General features: G+C 73.5%; 18 protein-coding genes. 7 read left to right on the plus strand and 11 right to left on the minus strand.

The annotated features are described in order from the left end of the window. Positions 1–18: 18 nt before the first annotated feature. Together ACWDEN_RS00055 and ACWDEN_RS00060 are read right to left on the minus strand one after the other, a co-directional pair. Positions 19–867: a SigB/SigF/SigG family RNA polymerase sigma factor gene (locus ACWDEN_RS00055; RefSeq protein ID WP_351603759.1), complete on the minus strand. Its 849-nt coding sequence runs from the start codon at positions 865–867 to the stop codon at positions 19–21. A 234-nt stretch (positions 868–1,101) separates the two neighbouring features. Further along, a complete protein-coding gene (locus ACWDEN_RS00060; RefSeq protein WP_351603757.1) occupies positions 1,102–1,527 on the minus strand; it encodes an ATP-binding protein in 426 nt (141 codons plus the stop codon). Between the two features lie 121 nt (positions 1,528–1,648). Here ACWDEN_RS00060 and ACWDEN_RS00065 point away from each other — a divergent pair, with 121 nt between their 5' ends. After that, a complete protein-coding gene (locus ACWDEN_RS00065) occupies positions 1,649–1,891 on the plus strand; it encodes a hypothetical protein (RefSeq protein WP_351603755.1) in 243 nt (80 codons plus the stop codon). A gap of 281 nt (positions 1,892–2,172) precedes the next feature. After that, a complete protein-coding gene (locus ACWDEN_RS00070) occupies positions 2,173–2,631 on the plus strand; it encodes a cyclic nucleotide-binding domain-containing protein (protein WP_351603754.1) in 459 nt (152 codons plus the stop codon). Between the two features lies 1 nt (position 2,632). Here the strand turns inward: ACWDEN_RS00070 and ACWDEN_RS00075 are convergent, their stop codons facing one another. Both ACWDEN_RS00075 and ACWDEN_RS00080 read right to left on the minus strand, forming a co-directional pair. Then, entirely contained in the window at positions 2,633–3,931 is a 1,299-nt protein-coding gene (locus tag ACWDEN_RS00075) for an MFS transporter (RefSeq protein WP_351603753.1), read from the minus strand. A 107-nt stretch (positions 3,932–4,038) separates the two neighbouring features. Then, positions 4,039–4,656, minus strand: a complete 618-nt coding sequence (locus ACWDEN_RS00080; protein WP_351603751.1) for a LysE/ArgO family amino acid transporter — start codon at positions 4,654–4,656, stop codon at positions 4,039–4,041. 65 nt (positions 4,657–4,721) lie between these two features. Here ACWDEN_RS00080 and ACWDEN_RS00085 point away from each other — a divergent pair, with 65 nt between their 5' ends. Together ACWDEN_RS00085 and ACWDEN_RS00090 are read left to right on the plus strand one after the other, a co-directional pair. Then, complete coding sequence (locus ACWDEN_RS00085; protein WP_351603749.1) at positions 4,722–5,609, plus strand: LysR family transcriptional regulator ArgP; 888 nt, start codon at positions 4,722–4,724, stop codon at positions 5,607–5,609. Between the two features lie 351 nt (positions 5,610–5,960). Beyond that, positions 5,961–6,212, plus strand: coding sequence for a WhiB family transcriptional regulator (locus ACWDEN_RS00090; protein WP_351603747.1), 252 nt, complete (start codon positions 5,961–5,963; stop codon positions 6,210–6,212). Between the two features lie 23 nt (positions 6,213–6,235). On the opposite strand, the gene ACWDEN_RS00095 is transcribed toward ACWDEN_RS00090, so the two are convergent. The 5 genes from ACWDEN_RS00095 to ACWDEN_RS00115 form a co-directional block, all read right to left on the minus strand. Next, the gene (locus tag ACWDEN_RS00095; RefSeq protein ID WP_450856386.1) at positions 6,236–6,685 is read right to left on the minus strand and encodes a DUF6098 family protein; all 450 of its coding nucleotides are present in this window, start codon (positions 6,683–6,685) and stop codon (positions 6,236–6,238) included. Between the two features lie 70 nt (positions 6,686–6,755). Then, entirely contained in the window at positions 6,756–8,579 is a 1,824-nt protein-coding gene (locus ACWDEN_RS00100; RefSeq protein ID WP_450856695.1) for a sensor histidine kinase, read from the minus strand. Between the two features lie 86 nt (positions 8,580–8,665). Continuing rightward, positions 8,666–9,370 carry a response regulator transcription factor gene (locus ACWDEN_RS00105; protein ID WP_450856388.1) on the minus strand — a complete coding sequence of 235 codons (705 nt, stop codon included), beginning with the start codon at positions 9,368–9,370 and terminating at the stop codon, positions 8,666–8,668. A 20-nt stretch (positions 9,371–9,390) separates the two neighbouring features. Continuing rightward, positions 9,391–10,125 (minus strand): L,D-transpeptidase family protein, encoded by a 735-nt coding sequence (locus tag ACWDEN_RS00110; protein WP_450856390.1) that lies wholly within the window; start codon positions 10,123–10,125, stop codon positions 9,391–9,393. A gap of 42 nt (positions 10,126–10,167) precedes the next feature. Then, positions 10,168–11,595 (minus strand): M1 family metallopeptidase, encoded by a 1,428-nt coding sequence (locus ACWDEN_RS00115; RefSeq protein WP_450856392.1) that lies wholly within the window; start codon positions 11,593–11,595, stop codon positions 10,168–10,170. Positions 11,596–11,755: 160 nt separating this feature from the next. On the opposite strand from ACWDEN_RS00115, the gene ACWDEN_RS00120 reads away from it, so the two are divergent. Continuing rightward, entirely contained in the window at positions 11,756–12,103 is a 348-nt protein-coding gene (locus ACWDEN_RS00120; protein ID WP_351603740.1) for a DUF488 domain-containing protein, read from the plus strand. A gap of 2 nt (positions 12,104–12,105) precedes the next feature. Here the strand turns inward: ACWDEN_RS00120 and ACWDEN_RS00125 are convergent, their stop codons facing one another. Both ACWDEN_RS00125 and ACWDEN_RS00130 read right to left on the minus strand, forming a co-directional pair. After that, positions 12,106–13,779 carry an FAD-binding dehydrogenase gene (locus ACWDEN_RS00125; RefSeq protein ID WP_351603738.1) on the minus strand — a complete coding sequence of 558 codons (1,674 nt, stop codon included), beginning with the start codon at positions 13,777–13,779 and terminating at the stop codon, positions 12,106–12,108. Between the two features lie 70 nt (positions 13,780–13,849). After that, positions 13,850–14,494 carry a TetR/AcrR family transcriptional regulator gene (locus ACWDEN_RS00130; protein WP_351603736.1) on the minus strand — a complete coding sequence of 215 codons (645 nt, stop codon included), beginning with the start codon at positions 14,492–14,494 and terminating at the stop codon, positions 13,850–13,852. Positions 14,495–14,609: 115 nt separating this feature from the next. Between ACWDEN_RS00130 and ACWDEN_RS00135 the strand changes: the two genes are divergently transcribed. Continuing rightward, a complete protein-coding gene (locus ACWDEN_RS00135) occupies positions 14,610–15,239 on the plus strand; it encodes an alpha-ketoglutarate-dependent dioxygenase AlkB (protein WP_450856395.1) in 630 nt (209 codons plus the stop codon). Positions 15,240–15,317: 78 nt separating this feature from the next. Further along, complete coding sequence (locus tag ACWDEN_RS00140; RefSeq protein ID WP_450856397.1) at positions 15,318–16,064, plus strand: MBL fold metallo-hydrolase; 747 nt, start codon at positions 15,318–15,320, stop codon at positions 16,062–16,064. Positions 16,065–16,069: the final 5 nt, after the last annotated feature.

A 16,069-nucleotide genomic window follows, 5' to 3' on the forward strand; every position in this document is an offset into this window, starting at 1 on the left:
GGTCCGTCGGCCACGCCCTCACGCGGGGTCCGCCCACGCGCGCCGGCCCATGGCCTCGTCGCGGACGCGGGCGCAGCTGCGGCTGATCAGCCGGGAGACGTGCATCTGGGAGATGCCCAGCCGGTCGGCGATGCGGCTCTGTGTCATGTCCTCGAAGAACCGCATGTAGAGGATGGCCCGTTCCCGCTCGGGCAGCCGGCGCAGCCCCTCCTTGGCGGCCTCGCGGTCGACCACGACGTCGTACGAGGTGTCCGCCGCCCCGAGGGTGTCGGCGAGGTTGTAGCCGTCGTCCCCGGCGGACAGTTCGGCGTCCAGGGACAGGGTGCTGAAGCTCTCCAGCGCCTCCATGCCCGCACCGACCTCGTCCTCACTGAGGCCCGTGTGGGTGGCGATGGCGGTGACGGTGGGTTCGGGGCTGCCGGGGTGCTGGGTGAGCTCGCGACGGGCCACGCGCACCCGGTTGCGCAGTTCCTGCACCCGGCGCGGCACCCTCAGGGCCCACATCCGGTCCCGGAAGTGCCGCTTGATCTCGCCGGTGATGGTCGGCACGGCGTAACTCTCGAAGGCCCCGCGGGACGGGTCGAACCGGTCGACGGCCTTGACCAGCCCGAGCGCGGCCACCTGCCGCAGGTCCTCGACGGTCTCGCCCCGGTCGCGGAAGCGGCCGGCGATCCGGTGGGCCATGGGCAGCCAGGCGGCGACGAGTTCGTCGCGTACGGCGTCCCGCTCGGGGCCGTCGTCCAGGTCCGCCAGCCGGGCGAACAGTTCCGCGGTGTCGGGGGCGTCGTCATGGGGCCGCCGCGGGGCAGCGGCGGCGGAGTCCGTGGTGGGCGTGCCGGGACGGCTTGTCGACATGTCGGTCAGCATGCGGAATCGCTCCTGAACGTGGATTCAGGGCACACGGCCGGAACGAGGTTCGGGGCCGGGCCCGAACGGTGGTGTCAGGGTTCGCCGCGGGTCGGTCGCCCGGTCCGCCGGGAGGGGGACGCGGGCAGTCGTACGGTTCCCGCTGGGCGCGCGCCTCCGGTCCGAAGCACGAGTTTCCGCCTGCCCCTCGCTCCGGGGAGCAAACACCACGGGCGCTGAACTTCCCGCACGGCTTCAGCGCAGCGGTACGACGGCCGTGATGCGCTTGCCCCCGCAGGGCAGCTGCGCGACCCGGACGTCCCGTGACAGACGGCAGACGATGGGCCAGCCCCGGCCGCCGGGCCGGGTGCCGCGCTCGTCGACGGGCGGGGCGGCCACCGGCAGTTCGTCGCTGCGGTCGCTCACGGACACCCGTACGGCGCCGGAGTCGACTGCGACGTCGAAGCCGGTGATGCCGCCGCCGTGCAGGATGGCGTTGGTGGTGAGCTCCGAGGTGACGAGCAGGACGTCCGCCATGGCCGCCGCACCGCAGGAGACGGCCCGGCACCGCTCGGCCACCGCCCGCTCCACGGTTCTGCGGGCGTCGGCCGGCCGGCACGGCAGCCGGCGGCGTGCTTCCCGCAGCGTCGTGGAACAGCTGGTGCGGTACTTGTCGCGCATCCTGCCTCCCTGAGCGATGCCCGGATGGCCCGACGTACTCCTTTCGCCTCACCCCTTTCAAAGCCGTCAAACACCGTCGGTGGCCGTGTCATCACCACGCTCTCGCGGGTACCAGACGGGTATGACCGATGTCGTGGACGCGGACGAATTGCTGCGGCGCATCCAGCGCGGCCGGGAGCACGCGGCCGAGGAGGAACAGGCATGGCGCGAGCGCGCACAGAGCCTCACGGCGACGGACCCGGAGGGGGCGCGGGAGGCCACTGCCCGGGCGTGGGCGTTCGAGGCGGTGACGCGGGTACTGGGGGAGATCGTCTGCCCGGGTGGGCCGCCGAGCACGGCCGGAGGCGTGAAACAGGTCACGTGACCCGCTACCGATTGGTAGAACAGGCACCAGATGGTTTATCGTTCATACATACGTGATGCCGGAGGTGACCGGAACCGTCCTTCCTCCCTCTGTCGCGTCACCGCATACGGCCCTGGCTGGTCTCCCCCGTCCAGCCAGGGCTTCTTGCTGCCTGCACCCGGGCGGCGCACCGGGCCGCCGCCGGGGAAATCCGCGTCCTTCGAGGTGCCCACCGGGGCGGCAGCGGCTGAAATGGGCTTAGGGAAAGCACCCCGGACCGCCTCGGCGAGGAGCGCCGCGCCATGACCAAAGCGATAAAACTGCTGACCGCCCTGCCCCAGGCGCAGCGCGAACGCCTGATGGAACTGGCCAAGGAGGTCTCGTTCCCGGAGGACACCCGCATCTTCGAGGCGGGCGGCACCGCCGACCGGTTCTGGGTGATCCGTTCCGGCGCGGTCCACCTGGACCAGCAGGTCACCTCCCGGCAGCGGATCACCGTGGCCACGCTCGGCGCGGGCGACATGCTCGGCTGGTCCTGGCTGTTCCCGCCGTACCAGTGGGACTTCGGCGCGGTCGCCTTCACCGACGTACGCGCCTACGAGTTCGACGGCCCCTCGGTGCTCGCCCTGTGCGTGGAGGACCCGCTGCTCGGCCTCTCGCTGGTCCGGACGGTGGCCGAGATCCTCGCCCACCGCCTGGAGACGACCCGGGGCAAGCTGATGGACCAGTACACGACCAAGCGGCGCGGCGGTCTGCTGTAGCTCAGATCCGGTAGCGGCGCAGCGCCGGTACGGCGGCGGACAGGGCCAGCATCACCACGACGACCAGGGCGCCGCCGCCCGCCACGGCGGCGCGCGGGCCGAAGGCCGCGCCGGCCGTGCCGTGCAGGACGTCGGCCAGGCGCGGACCGCCCGCGACGACCACCGTGAACACGCCCTGCATCCGGCCGCGCATCTCGTCGGTCGCGGCCGACAGCAGGATCGCGCCGCGGAACACCATCGAGACCATGTCGGCGACACCGGCCGCGGCGAGGAAGGCGAGGGCCACCCAGAGGTTGCCGCTCAGCCCGAACCCGGCGATGGCCACGCCCCAGCCGACGACCGCCCCGATGACCATCCGGCCGTGCCGGCGGGCCCGCGAGAACACCCCGGAGAACAGGCCGCCGAGCACCGCGCCGACCGGGATGCCGGCGAACAGCACGCCGAGCGCGAGCCCCTCGCCGTAGGAGTGGTACGTCTGCGCCGCGAGCTGCGGGAACAGGGCGCGGGGCATGCCGAGGACCATGGCGACGATGTCGGCGAGGAAGGACAGCAGCAGCACCTTGTGGCGCGAGATGTACCGGAACCCGGCGGCGATCTCGCGCACCCCGGCCCGGCGGGCGCCGGCCTCACCGAGCGGCGGCAGCGCGGGCAGCCGGAAGACGGCCCACACGGTCACGCACAGCGCCACGGCGTCGATGAGGTACAGCTCGGGCAGCCCGATGACCGGGATCAGCACACCGGCGAGCAGCGGGCCGGCGACCATGCCGGTCTGCATCACCGTGGAGCCGAGCGCGTTGGCGGCGGGCAGCTGCTCGGCCGGGACCAGCCGGGCGATGGAGGCGTTGCGAGCCGGGGAGTTGAGGCCGAAGAACGCCTGCTGGCACGCGAGGAGCACCATGAGGACGGCGACGGAGCCCATCCCCGTGACGGCCTGCGCCCAGAACAGCAGCGAGGTGACCGCGATACCGGTGTTGGTGACCAGCAGCAGCCTGCGGCGGTCCACGGTGTCGGCGACCGCGCCGCCCCACAGCGCGAACGCCACCATCGGCACGAGGCCGGCCAGGCTCGCGTAGCCGACCCACGCCGAGGAGTGCGTGACGTCGTACACCTGCTTGGGCACGGCCACGGCGGTGAGCTGGCTGCCGACGGCGGTGACGATGGTCGACGTCCACAGCCGCCGGTAGGCCGGGATGCTCAGCGGACGGGTGTCCATCGCCCAGCGGCGCCAGCCGCGCCGGGGCGGAGCCGCCGCGTCCGTCGCGGCGCCGGGTTCGGTGGTACTGCTCTCGCTCGTGTCCACGGGTGTCCTGTTGCCGATAGAGGTTGCTCGCTACATCTTTTCGCTTCGAGAGCCTGACTATCTCAGCGGGACCCTGTGCAACCGAACGGGTTTTTGCCAGGACCGGCTCAGGACCCGGCCATGAGCATGGCTCCCAGCGCCAGCATGGTGACGGCGACCAGGCCGTCCAGCACCCGCCACGCCGCCGGCCGGGCCAGGAAGCGGCCGAGCAGCCGGGCCCCGAAGCCGAGTGCGGCGAACCAGCACAGGCTGGCGAGCGCGCCCCCGAGCCCGAAGGTCCAGCGCAGCGCGCCCCGGTCGGCGGCCAGGGAGCCGAGCAGGAACACGGTGTCCAGGTAGACGTGCGGGTTCAGCCAGGTCATCGCCAGACAGGTGAGCACCGCCCGGCGCCGGGAGCCCGCGGACTCGCCCTCGGTGCTCAGCCCGGCCGGGCCCGGCCTGAGCACCCGGCGGGCGGCGAGGACGCCGTAGCAGAGCAGGAAGAGGCCACCGACGATCCCGACCGCCCGGACCGCGCCCGGCCACGCCACCACGACCGCCCCCACCCCGCCGACGCCGAGCGCGATGAGCACCGCGTCGGACAGGGCGCAGATCCCCACCACGGCGAGGACCGCGTCCCGGCGCACCCCCTGCCGCAGGACGAAGGCGTTCTGGGCGCCGATGGCGACGATCAGGGAGAGGCCGGTGCCGAATCCGGCGGCCGCGGCGGTCAGGGCGTGGTTCATGCATCGAACCTAGGAAGCCGGCATCCGCAAGTACAGCTAAACTTTCTTACGTATCCTTAGCGCTCGTGATGACGGACCTTCCGCTGGAGCAGGTGCGGACCCTGCTCGCCGTGGTGGACGAGGGCACCTTCGACGCCGCCGCGGCCGCCCTGCACGTGACCCCGTCGGCGGTCAGCCAGCGGGTCAAGGCACTCGAACAGCGCACCGGCCGGGTGCTGCTGCAGCGCACCAAGCCGGTGCGGCCCACGGAGTCCGGCGCGGTGCTGGTGCGCTACGCCCGGCAGCTCGCCCGGCTGGAACGCGACGCGTGGGGTGAACTCGGCCTGAGCGGTGCCGGGGAGCCGACCCGGGTCTCGGTGGCGGTGAACGCGGACTCGCTGGCGACCTGGTTCCTGCCGGCGCTGACCCGGGTGGCGGGCCTCTGCTTCGAACTGCACCGGGAGGACGAGGACCACACGGCGGCCCTGCTGCGCGAGGGTCTGGTGATGGCGGCGGTGACCACGGCCGCCGATCCGGTGCCGGGCTGCACCGTCCGGCCGCTCGGCCGGATGCGGTATCTGCCGGTCGCCGCACCGGAGTTCACCGCGAACCACCTGGGCGGGCGGCCGCTGCCGGAGGCGCTGCCCGAGGCCCCCGTGGTGGTCTTCGACCGCAAGGACGACTTCCAGGACGCCTTCGTACGCCGGCTGGGCCGGGGCTCCGCCGGCCCGCTCAGGCACCTCGTGCCCACCTCGGAGGGCTTCCTGGACGCGGTCGCCGCCGGGCTCGGCTGGGGCATGGTGCCGGAGGTCCAGGCGCGTCCGCTGCTGGCGGAGGGCAGGCTGGTACTGCTCGCGCCCGAGGAGTGGATGGACGTCACGCTGTACTGGCAGCAGTGGAGGCTGGACTCCCCCGCGCTGGCCGCACTGGCCGAGGCGGTGACGGTGACGGCGACCGAGTCACTGCGCCGCTGACGCCCAGGTCACGCTTTGTCCGTTTCGCACCCAGGGAAGGGCCCTGCGGAGTAGGGTGGTCGGGCGGTGGCGCGGCGGACGGCGGACCCAGCCGGTTCTCGCCCCCAACTCCGCGCCCCCGGTGCCCGGTCGGGTACGGGTGCCCTCGGCCCGCCGGCCTGTCCGCCCCGTTCCCCGGCCTGTTGAGCGCGTGCGGCCCGTCCGTGGCCCCGCGCCCGCCCGTGGCCGGATCGCGGTCGTCGCTCGAACCCCTGTCGCACACGCCGTTTCACACCGCCCCGACCGGTCACCCGAACCCGCAGTACGCATTCGACAGGCACGGACGACTTCGATCGGATCCGGGAGACTTCCATGGACAACTGGCGCGACCACGCCGCGTGCCGTCACGAGGACCCCGACCTGTTCTTCCCCATCGGCACCACCGGTCCGGCGCAGGTGCAGACCCAGCGGGCCAAGGCGGTCTGCGGCCGGTGTGCCGTCCGGGAGGAGTGCCTGGACTGGGCGCTGGGGACGGGCCAGGGCATCGGCATCTGGGGCGGGACGACCGAGCTGGAGCGCCGGGCACTGAGCCGCCGCACCCGCACCCGGCCGCGCTCCGGCTGACCCCGGCGCCCACGGTCCGGGCCTCAGCGGCCCCCGCGGCGCAGCGTCCCCCACTCCCGCTCCTGCCGGGCCACCTCCTTCTTCGCCGCCTCGATCACCTCGTCCGCGATCCAGCACAGCGGTTCGGCATCGGTCACGAGCGGCTCGTTGTCGGGGCCCCGGCCGGCCTCCCGGCCGCGCAGCACCCAGGGACGCACGCCGGGCCCCTTGTCGTGCGGCAGATGCGCGTAGTCGTACAGACGGCGGGCCACCCACAGCTCCACCGACCGGTCCGCCCACCAGCTTTCGATCTCCAGCGGACTGGCGGACAGCCCGGGCATGGGTACGCCGGTGAGGTCGTCGGTGCTGGAGACCTCGGCGAGGTCGGCGCCGGGGCCCTGCGACCAGCGGACGTACAGGCCCTGCCGCCGGTCCACCAGGCGGGCCACCTCGGCGAGCGTGGACACGACCGGCAGGTCCTCCGGTGCGCTCATGGCAAGACCTCCCTCGACGGCGCCGCGCGACCGGATTACCCCCCGGCGGGAGCCAGGAATCCCCGCCCTTTCAGGGTTCCTCGCGCGGCGGCTGCCGGGCGGGCAGCCACAGGGTGAAGACCGCGCCCGCGCCGGGCTCGCTCGCGGCCTCGGCCGTGCCTTCGTGGGCGGCGAGCAGGTGGCGCACGATCGGCAGGCCCAGGCCGCTGCCGCCGGTGCGACGGCTGCGGGACTTCTCCGCGCGCCAGAACCGGTCGAAGACGTGCGGCAGGTCCTCGGCCGCGATGCCCGTGCCGGTGTCGGTGACGGTCAGCACGACGTGAGCGCCGTCGCGGCGGGCGGCGAGTGTGACCGTGCCGTCGGCCGGGGTGTGCCGCAGCGCGTTGGAGACCAGGTTCCCCAGGGCCTGCCGCATCCGCACCGGGTCGGCGTCGAGCCAGGCGCCGGCGTCGGCCTCGGTGCGCAGGGCGACCCCGGCGGCTCTGGCTGCGACCCGGTGCGCGGCGGCGACCTGGTCCAGCAGATCGCCGGCCCGCAGCGGCTCGCGGTGCAGCCGCAGGGTGCCGGCGTCGGCGGCCGCGAGGTCCTGCAGGTCGTCGATGATCCGCTGGAGGACGAGCGCCTCCTCGTGCAGCGAGTCCAGCAGGGGCGGGTCGGGCTCGACGACTCCGTCGCGGACGACCTCCAGCCAGCCGCGGATGTTGGTGAGCGGGCTGCGCAGCTCGTGCGCGATGTCGCTGACCATCGCCTTGCGCTGGGCCTCGAGACGAGCGCGGCGCTCGGTCAGGTCGTTGAAGGCCTCGGCGAGGATGCCGGTCTCGTCCCGGGTGGTCACCGGGACGCGTACGTGCAGTTCGGGCGGCTGCTGGGCGGCCTCGGTCAGCGCGCGCAGCGGCCGTACCAGCCGGGTGGCGACGAGGGCGGTCACGGCGACGGTGACGGCGAGGACCAGCCCGGCCGCGCCGATCACCTTGGCCTTGTTGGCCGGGGACATGTCGAAGCGGGAGGGGGTCTGGTCGCCGATGCCCAGGAACAGGTCGGCCACCGGGGCGACGTAGGGCTCCAGTTGGGTACGCCGGGCGGTCAGGATGCAGTGCTGGGCGGCCCGCGCCGTCGCCGTCTTGCCCGCACTGGCGTACTTGGCGGCGAGGTAGCCGCCGGCGAAGGGGTCCTTGCCGCTGGGGTCGAAGGTGAGGAAGAGCTGCCCGCCGAGGTCCAGGCCGGCCTGTTTCAGGCAGGGCCGGGCGAGGTCCGTGAGGTCGGCCAGGGCCTTGTGCTCGGTCGGCGTGGGCGTGTTGAGCAGCCCGTCCTCGCAGACCGCCGCGCCGTAGCCGGCCGGGTCGGTGCCCTCCGGGACGGTGACGACGGGCCGCCCGCTCGGCGTGCGGGCGATGCCGGCCTGGAGGCCGTAGCGCTCGTAGCACTGTTTGCGTCTGGCCGCCAGTGCGTCCAGCTTCGCGCGTTCCTGCGCGGGGAGCAGGTACGGGCCGACCACGCGCGGATCGATGCCGCTGAGCTGGGCGCCGGTCTCGCTGTAGGTGTCGGTGCGCAGCGGGTCGACGGTGGCGGCGGGCCGGGGCGGCAGCGGGGTGCCGCGGGGCGCGGAGTCGGCGACCAGGGTGCGGTCGGCGGTGGTGAGCGCGATCCGGCGTCCGGTCTCGGCGGCCAGCTGCCGGACGGTGCGCCGGACCTCCGTCCAGTCGGAGTGGGTGGCGGCGTACCCGCTGAGCCGGGCCAGGATGCTGTTGTCGGCCGCGAGGTCCTGGCCCTGCTCCTCCTTCAGGGCGCTGGTGGTGGTGGTCACCGCGAGCCAGGCGGTGGCGGCCACCGAGCAGACGGCGATCAGGGCGGAGACGGACAGCAGCCGGACGAGGAGCCGCTTGCGCAGCGGGATCCGCCGCCCGACGGGCGCCTGCCCGCCGGCGCCGCCCCGCCCGCGCGGCTCGGGCGTGTCCGGCCGGACCCGCAGCAGTCGGCGCCTCACGGGCGGGCGCCGCTCAGCTTGTAGCCGACGCCGAACACGGTCAACAGGCGTACGGGGCGGCGCGGGTCGGTCTCGATCTTGCGGCGCAGGTTCATGATGTGGACGTCGACGGCCCGCTCGGTGGAGGCCCGGTCGAAGCCGCGGGTGCACTGCAGCAACTGCCGCCGGGTGAACACCCGTTCCGGCTCCGCGGCCATGGCCAGCAGGATCTGGAACTCGGCGGGCGTGCATTCCACGACCGCGCCGTCGCAGCGCACCTCGTGCCGTACGGGGTCGACGCCGATCCCGGCGGCCCGTACCACGGGGTCGTCCTCCCGGGTGCCGAGACCGCGCCCGCTGCGCCTGAGCACCGTACGGATGCGGGCCATCAACTCGCGCGGACTGTACGGCTTGGTCATGTAGTCGTCGGCGCCGAGTTCGAGGCCGAGCAGCACATCGTCCTCGGCGGAGCGGGCGGTGAGCATGACCACCGGGATGTCCGGGTCCCCGCCGCCGCGCAGGGCCCGGCACACGCCGAAGCCGTCGACGACCGGGAGCATCAGGTCCAGCACGACGAGGTCGGGCCTGAGGCCGCGCGCGGCCTCCAGCGCGGCGGCGCCGTCGTGCACCACCGTGGCGGTGTGTCCCTCGGCCAGCAGGGAGCGGCGGATCAGTTCGGCCTGCTTCTCGTCGTCCTCGGCGACCAGTACATGTGCGCACACGGGTTCGGATCCTAGGCGGCTCAGGCGGCGAGGAAGTCGGCGTACCCCATGACCACGACCGGATGCCGGTGCGGGTCGAGGGTGTGCAGCAGTTCCCTCATGTGGGCCTTGGCGACGCTGACACAGCCGTGCGTGGGGCCGCCGTGGCCGACGTGCAGCCATACTCCGCCGCCGCGCTTCGGGCCGAGCAGCCGGGTCCAGTCCAGCGGGGAGGTGCCGGGCTCGCGGTTGTAGTCGATGGCGATGACGTAGTCGAAACAACCCTCGAGCGGTTCGCCCTCGAAGCCGGTGCCCGGCGAGTGGAAGCCGCCGGAGCGGTGGTACGGCAGCCTGCTGCCGGGGTCCGGGAGCAGGCCGCCGGCATCGGAGAGGGTGTACAGGCCGAGCGGGGAGCGCAGGTCGCCGAGCACGTGGTGGGCGCTCCAGCCGCGCAGGGCATTGCTGCCGGGCCAGGCGGGGCCGGACTGCCAGCCGGGGACGGTGCGCTGGTGCAGGACGACCGTGCAGAGCGGGGAGTCCTTCCCGCGCCCGGTGACGACCACGGCCTGCTCGCAGCACTCGGGCAGCGCCGCCGACATGACGGGGCCGAGGCCGGGTATGCCCCGGGAGGCCTGCTCCGCCTGTATCGCGGGGGTGGCGGTGGGTGCCGGGCGGGTGGGGGGTGTCCGGCGCTCGGTCGCCTCGGCTCCGCCGCCGCAGCCGGTGAGCAGCAGCGGGGAGACGAGGGCGGCGACGGCGGTTCTGCGATGGATCATGGTGCCGACCCTGGCCGACACTTGTTGGGAACCGGTCAGGATTCAGGCGCTGTTCGGTTTGCCTTTCGTGAACAGCCAGGTGTGGAACAGCCCGTCCAGCCGCTTCCCCGAGATCCGCTCGGCCAGCGCCGTGAACTGTGCCGTCGTCCCGTGGCCGCCGCGGTGCCCGGCCGTCCAGGCGCGCAGGATCCTGAAGAAGTCCCGGTCGCCGACGGCCTTGCGCAGTTCGTGCAGGGTCATGGCGCCGCGGGCGTAGACGGGCGCGTCGAAGATGTTCTTCCCGCTGCCCGGGTCGCCGGGCGGGAAGGCCCACAGGTGGTCGCTCGCCGGGCGGGCGTAGAGGGCGTCGAAGGTCTTCTGGGCGCTGTCGCCGCCGTGCTGCTCGGCGTACAGCCACTCGGCGTAGGTGGCGAAGCCCTCGTTGAGCCAGATGTCCTTCCAGGCGGTCAGGGAGACGGAGTCGCCGAACCACTGGTGGGCGCTCTCGTGGACCAGGGTGCTGAGGTCGGGCGCGGAGTCGTAGAGCGGCCGGGTCTGGGTCTCCAGGGCGTAGCCGACGCCCGGGGCGTGGTCGACGATCGACCCGGCGGAGCGGAACGGGTACGGCCCGAACAGTTTGCTCTCCCAGGCGACCACGGACGGCAGCTTCTTCAGCACCGGTGCGGCCGCGCTCGCCTCACGCGGGTCGACGGCGTTGTAGACGTGGATGCCGTCGGGGGTGGTGTACTGCTCGACCTTGAACGTTCCGATGGTGACGGTGGCCAGGTAGGCGGCCGTCGGCTCGGTCTCGCGCCAGCGGAAGGTCGTACGGCCGTGCTCGGTGCGCTGTCCGAGCAGCACGCCGCCCGCGACGGCCGTCCGCCCCTGGGGGACGGTGACGGTGATGTCGTACGACGACTTGTCCTTGGGGTGGCTGTTGGCCGGGAACCAGGTCATCGCGCCCTGTGGCTCGCCGGCGACGAAGGCGCCGTCGTCGGTGGGGATCCAGCCGTCCGTGCTGCCGTCGGGGTCGGTGACCGGCTTCGGGGTGCCGTCATAGGCGACGGTGACCCGGAAGTCCCGGCCCGCGCGCAGGGTGCGGCGCGGGGTGACGACGAGTTCCTGGCCGACGCGCCGGAAGGCGGCGGGCGTGCCGTCGACGGTGACCCCGGTGACCCTCAGGCCGTCCAGGTCGAGGTCGAAGCGGCCCAGGTTCTGGGTGGCCCGGGCGGAGAGGACGGCGCGGCCGTCGAGGTGCCGGCTGGAGGTGTCGTAACGGAGCGTCAGGCCGTAGTGCCGGACGTGGTAGCCGCCGTTGCCGCTGAGCGGGAAGTAGGGGTCGCCCGCGCCGGATCCGCCGGCCGGGCCCGCCGTCGTCGGTCCGGTGGCGCCGAGGAGCGCCGCGAGGACGGCGGGGACGGTGGCGAGGGCCGCCCCGCGGCGCAGCACGGCGGTTCGGCGCCGGGCGGGCTGTCTGCCAAGTGGCGTCACGGGCACTCCTCGGGAGGTGGCTGGTGATCGGCTGGCCGACAGACTAGGGGCGCCGGTGGTCCCGTCTCCCTCCCATTCTGGCCAAGTATCCCCCCGGCGCACCGGTCGTCGCCGGGTTAGGCTCGCGGCACCGTCCGCCGTCCCGGGAGGAGTGAGGACCGTGAGCGTGCGCGTGCGCCGGATCTACGACCCGCCCGAGCCCGACGACGGCCTGCGCGTGCTGGTCGACAGGCTGTGGCCGCGCGGCCTCGCCAAGGACGTGGCCCGCGTGGACGAGTGGCCCAAGGGGCTCACGCCGTCCACCGAGCTGCGCACGTGGTATCACGGGGGCGGCTCCTACGAGGAGTTCAGGAGCCGCTACGAGGCGGAGCTCGACGCTCCGGAGGCCGCCGGCCTCCTCGACGGCCTGCGTACGGCGGCCCGCGGGAAGCGCGTGACCCTGCTGACCGCGTCGAAGACGCCGGAGCGGAGCCACGCGCAGGTCCTGCTGGAGCTGCTGAGGGGCTGAGGTCAGCCCGTGTGCCGGGCCGCGTGCCGGCCCGCGGCCCGCCCGGAGAACAGGCAGCCGCCGAGGAAGGTGCCCTCCAGCGCGTTGTAGCCGTGCACACCGCCGCCGCCGAAGCCGGCCACCTCGCCCGCCGCGTACAGCCCGTCGATCGGCGTGCCGTCGGCGGCGAGGGCGCGGGAGTCGAGGTCGGTCTGGATGCCGCCGAGGGTCTTGCGGGTGAGAACGTGCAGCCGGACGCCGATGAGGGGGCCCGCGGCGGGGTCGAGGATGCGGTGCGGGGAGGCGACCCGGCCGAGGCGGTCCCCGATGTAGCGGCGGGCGTTGTGGATGCCCTGGACCTGGGAGTCCTTGCTGTAGGGGTTGGCCATCTGCAGGTCGCGGGCCTCGATCTGGCGGCGCACCTCGGCCGCGTCCAGCAGCGGTTTGCCGGTCAGCGCGTTCATCTTGCCGACCAGCTGTTCCAGGTTGCCCGCGGTCACGAAGTCCGCGCCCTTGTCGAGGAAGGCCTTGACCGGTGCGGGCGCGCCCTTGCCGAGCAGCCGGTCGCGCAGTACGGCCCTGCGGTCCTTGGCGGTGATGTCGGGGTTCTGCTCGGAGCCGGAGAGCGCGAACTCCTTCTCGATGATCTTCCGGGTGAGGATGAACCAGGAGTGGTCGTACCCGGCGATGTCCTCGGTGGTGCGCAGGTACTCGAGGGTGCTGAGGGTGTCGTAGCCCGGCAGGCAGGGGTCGGGCAGGCGGCGGCCGAGGGCGTCCAGCCAGATGGAGGACGGGCCGGGCAGGATGCGGATGCCGTGGCCGGGCCAGATCGGGTCCCAGTTCTGCAGGCCCTCGGTGTAGTGCCACATGCGGTCGCGGTTGACCAGCCGGACGCCGGCCTCGGCGCTGATGTCGAGCATCCGGCCGTCGACGTAGGCGGGGACGCCGGTGACCATCTCGGCCGGCGGGGTGCCGAGCCGTGCGGGCCAGTAGCGGCGGACGATGTCGTGGTCGGCGCCGATGCCGCCGGAGGTGACGACGACCGCCTGGGCGGTGAGTTCGAAGTCGCCGACCCGGTCGCGGCTGGAGGCGACACCGCGCGGCGAGTGGTCCTCGGCGAGGACGGTGCCGCGTACCCCGCGTGCCGTGCCGTCCTCGATGACCAGCTCGTCCACCTGGTGGCGGTGGTGGAAGGTCAGCAGTCCGTCCCGGGCGGCCTGGCGGGCGTGGCGGACGAAGGGCTCGACCACGCCGGTGCCGGTGCCCCAGGCGATGTGGAAGCGGGGTACCGAGTTGCCGTGCCCGCCCGCCCTGAGGTCGCCGCGCTCGGCCCAGCCCACGGTCGGCAGCAGCTCGATGCCGTGCCCCTTGAGCCAGGACCGCTTCTCGCCGGCCGCGAACTCGACGTAGGCGCGGGCCCAGCGCACCGCCCAGGAGTCCTCGTCGTCGAGCCGGTCGAACCGCGCGCTGCCCTGCCAGTCGCTCCAGGCGAGGCCGAAGGAGTCCTTGATGCCGAGGCGGCGCTGCTCGGGCGAGTCCACGAGGAAGAGCCCGCCGAAGGACCAGAACGCCTGTCCGCCGAGGTTGGCGGCGTTCTCCTGGTCGACCAGGGCCACCCGGCGGCCCCGGCTGGTGAGCTCGTGCGCCGCGACCAGGCCGGCGAGGCCCGCTCCGACGACGATGACGTCCGCGTCCATCGTGACTGTGTCCTTCCCTGGGGATCCTCATGCGGGGGTCGTACGGGCTGGTGCGGGGCGGCGTGCGGGGTCATGCGGGGGTGGTCGCGCCGGGGTGGTGCGGGGTGCGGCCGCCGTCCGTGAGCAGGGCGGTGAGCAGCTGCCCCAGCCAGACCCGGGCGGCGTCGACGTCCTTGTCCAGCAGCAGCTGGACGGTGACGCCGTCGTACGCGGCGACCACGGCGTGCGCGGCACCGGCCACGTCACCGAGCACGGCGGGCAGCTCGGTGTGGCCGCGGGCCCGGAACAGCCGGTCGGCGATCGCCTCGCGGAGCCGGGTGCGGTGGTCGAGGAGGGCCCGGGCGGTCTCCGTGTCACGGGCGGCGTGGACCAGGAAGTCGGTCTTGACCAGCAGCCAGTCCACGTCGAGCAGGAGCACCTCGGTGACCCGGTCCACGGCCGTCGGCACGTCGAGTCCGGGGCCGTCCTGGGCGAGCGCCTCGGTCACCTGGGAGGCGATGAGGTCGGCGCGCTCCTGGTAGAGCGCGAAGAACAGCTCGTCCAGCGTGGCGAAGTTCGAGTAGAAGGCGCCGCGGCTGAAGCCCGCGGCCTCGCAGACCTCCTCGATGGAGACCCGTCCGAACCCTTTGGCCGCGAAGACCTCGAACGCGGCCTGAAGCAGCCGGGCCCGGGTGCGGACCCGGCGCCGGGTGACGCGCCTGGCCGTCTCCTCCATGGGCAGCCACCTCTCGTTCGATACGGGAATGTATCGGATACAGCGGTGTATCGAAAGCCCGGAGTCAGAGCGGAATCAAGGGAACACATTTTCGATTAAGGGGTACGCTGGACCCATGTCCACGCACCTCCAGGGCTCCCTGTTCGACCAGACCGACGAGCTGCGGCTCGGCCCGCTCGAAGGGCTGCGCCGGACCGCGCTGGGCGCCGGCGCCTGGATCGACGTGCTGCCGGGCTGGCTGAGCGGCGCCGACGCCCTGTTCGAGAAGCTGGCGGCGGACGTGCCGTGGCGGGCGGAGCGCCGCAAGATGTACGACAGCGTGGTGGCCGTGCCGCGCCTGCTGGCCTTCTACACGGCGCACGACCCGCTCCCCCATCCGGTGCTGGACGAGGCGCGCGACGCCCTGTCCCGGCACTACGCCGGGGAACTGGGCGAGCCGTTCACCACCGCCGGGCTGTGCTTCTACCGCGACGGCCGGGACAGCGTCGCCTGGCACGGGGACCGGATCGGGCGGGGTGCGCGGGAGGACACGATGGTCGCGATCCTGTCCGTCGGCGCGCCCCGGGACCTGCTGCTGCGCCCGGCGGGCGGAGGCGGCACGACGCTGCGGCGGCCGCTCGGGCACGGCGACCTGATCGTGATGGGCGGCTCCTGCCAGCGGACCTGGGAACACTGCGTGCCGAAGTCGACCAGGGCCGCGGGGCCGCGCATCAGCATCCAGTTCCGTCCGCACGGCGTGCACTGACGCGACCCGACGGTGCGGGGCGCCGCCGCATCTGGTTGGCTGTCCCCGACGGTCAGCCGCACAGGGCTCGGGGAGATCATGCGGGCAGAGGTACACCAAGTCGCCGACGGCACCTATCTGGTGCACGGCAGCCACGTCAACTGGGTGATCCTGCAGGACGGGGACGCCGTCACCCTGGTGGACACCGGCTATCCGGGAGACCGTGAGCAAGTCCTGGCGTCCCTGGCGGAAGTGGGCAGTTCACCCGAGGCGGTCGCCGCCGTCCTGATCACCCACGCGCACAACGACCACCTGGGCTCGGCCGAGTACCTGCGCGCGACGCACGGCACCCCGGTGTACCTGCACCCGGCCGAAGTGCCGCACGCGCGCCGGGAGTTCCTGCACCAGGCCTCCATCGGCGACGTGGTGCGCAACGCCTGGCGGCCGGGCGTCGTGCCCTGGGCGGCCCATGTGATCCGCCTGGGCGGCACCGAGCACAACCCCGTCACCGCTCCCGAGCCGTTCCCCGGCGAGGGCCCGCTGGACCTGCCCGGCCGCCCGGTGCCCGTGCACACCCCGGGCCACACCGACGGCCACTGCGTCTACCACCTTCCCGAGGCGGGCATCGTCATCTCCGGCGACACCCTGGCCACCGGGCACGCGACCTCGCGGGTCAAGGGCCCGCAGATACTGCTCGACTTCTTCCACCACGAGCGCGCCGGTGTCCTGGCCTCCCTCGAGACGATCGGCGCGCTCGACGGCGACACCCTGCTGCCGGGGCACGGGCCGGTGCACCGTGGCTCGGTGCGCGCGGCGGCCGAGCAGGCCCGGGACCGGGCCTCCTAGAACAG

It is taken from the genome of Streptomyces sp. NPDC001153, from assembly GCF_053598315.1.

Excerpts from the sequence above, each read along its gene's own strand:
- ACWDEN_RS00055 (WP_351603759.1), bottom strand. The coding sequence starts at position 867 with ATGCTGACCGACATGTCGACAAGCCGTCCCGGCACGCCCACCACGGAC.
- ACWDEN_RS00060 (WP_351603757.1), bottom strand. The coding sequence starts at position 1,527 with ATGCGCGACAAGTACCGCACCAGCTGTTCCACGACGCTGCGGGAAGCA.
- ACWDEN_RS00065 (WP_351603755.1), top strand. The coding sequence starts at position 1,649 with ATGACCGATGTCGTGGACGCGGACGAATTGCTGCGGCGCATCCAGCGC.
- ACWDEN_RS00070 (WP_351603754.1), top strand. The coding sequence starts at position 2,173 with ATGACCAAAGCGATAAAACTGCTGACCGCCCTGCCCCAGGCGCAGCGC.
- ACWDEN_RS00080 (WP_351603751.1), bottom strand. The coding sequence starts at position 4,656 with ATGAACCACGCCCTGACCGCCGCGGCCGCCGGATTCGGCACCGGCCTC.
- ACWDEN_RS00090 (WP_351603747.1), top strand. The coding sequence starts at position 5,961 with ATGGACAACTGGCGCGACCACGCCGCGTGCCGTCACGAGGACCCCGAC.
- ACWDEN_RS00095 (WP_450856386.1), bottom strand. The coding sequence starts at position 6,685 with ATGAGCGCACCGGAGGACCTGCCGGTCGTGTCCACGCTCGCCGAGGTG.
- ACWDEN_RS00110 (WP_450856390.1), bottom strand. The coding sequence starts at position 10,125 with ATGATCCATCGCAGAACCGCCGTCGCCGCCCTCGTCTCCCCGCTGCTG.
- ACWDEN_RS00125 (WP_351603738.1), bottom strand. The coding sequence starts at position 13,779 with ATGGACGCGGACGTCATCGTCGTCGGAGCGGGCCTCGCCGGCCTGGTC.
- ACWDEN_RS00130 (WP_351603736.1), bottom strand. The coding sequence starts at position 14,494 with ATGGAGGAGACGGCCAGGCGCGTCACCCGGCGCCGGGTCCGCACCCGG.
- ACWDEN_RS00135 (WP_450856395.1), top strand. The coding sequence starts at position 14,610 with ATGTCCACGCACCTCCAGGGCTCCCTGTTCGACCAGACCGACGAGCTG.
- ACWDEN_RS00140 (WP_450856397.1), top strand. The coding sequence starts at position 15,318 with ATGCGGGCAGAGGTACACCAAGTCGCCGACGGCACCTATCTGGTGCAC.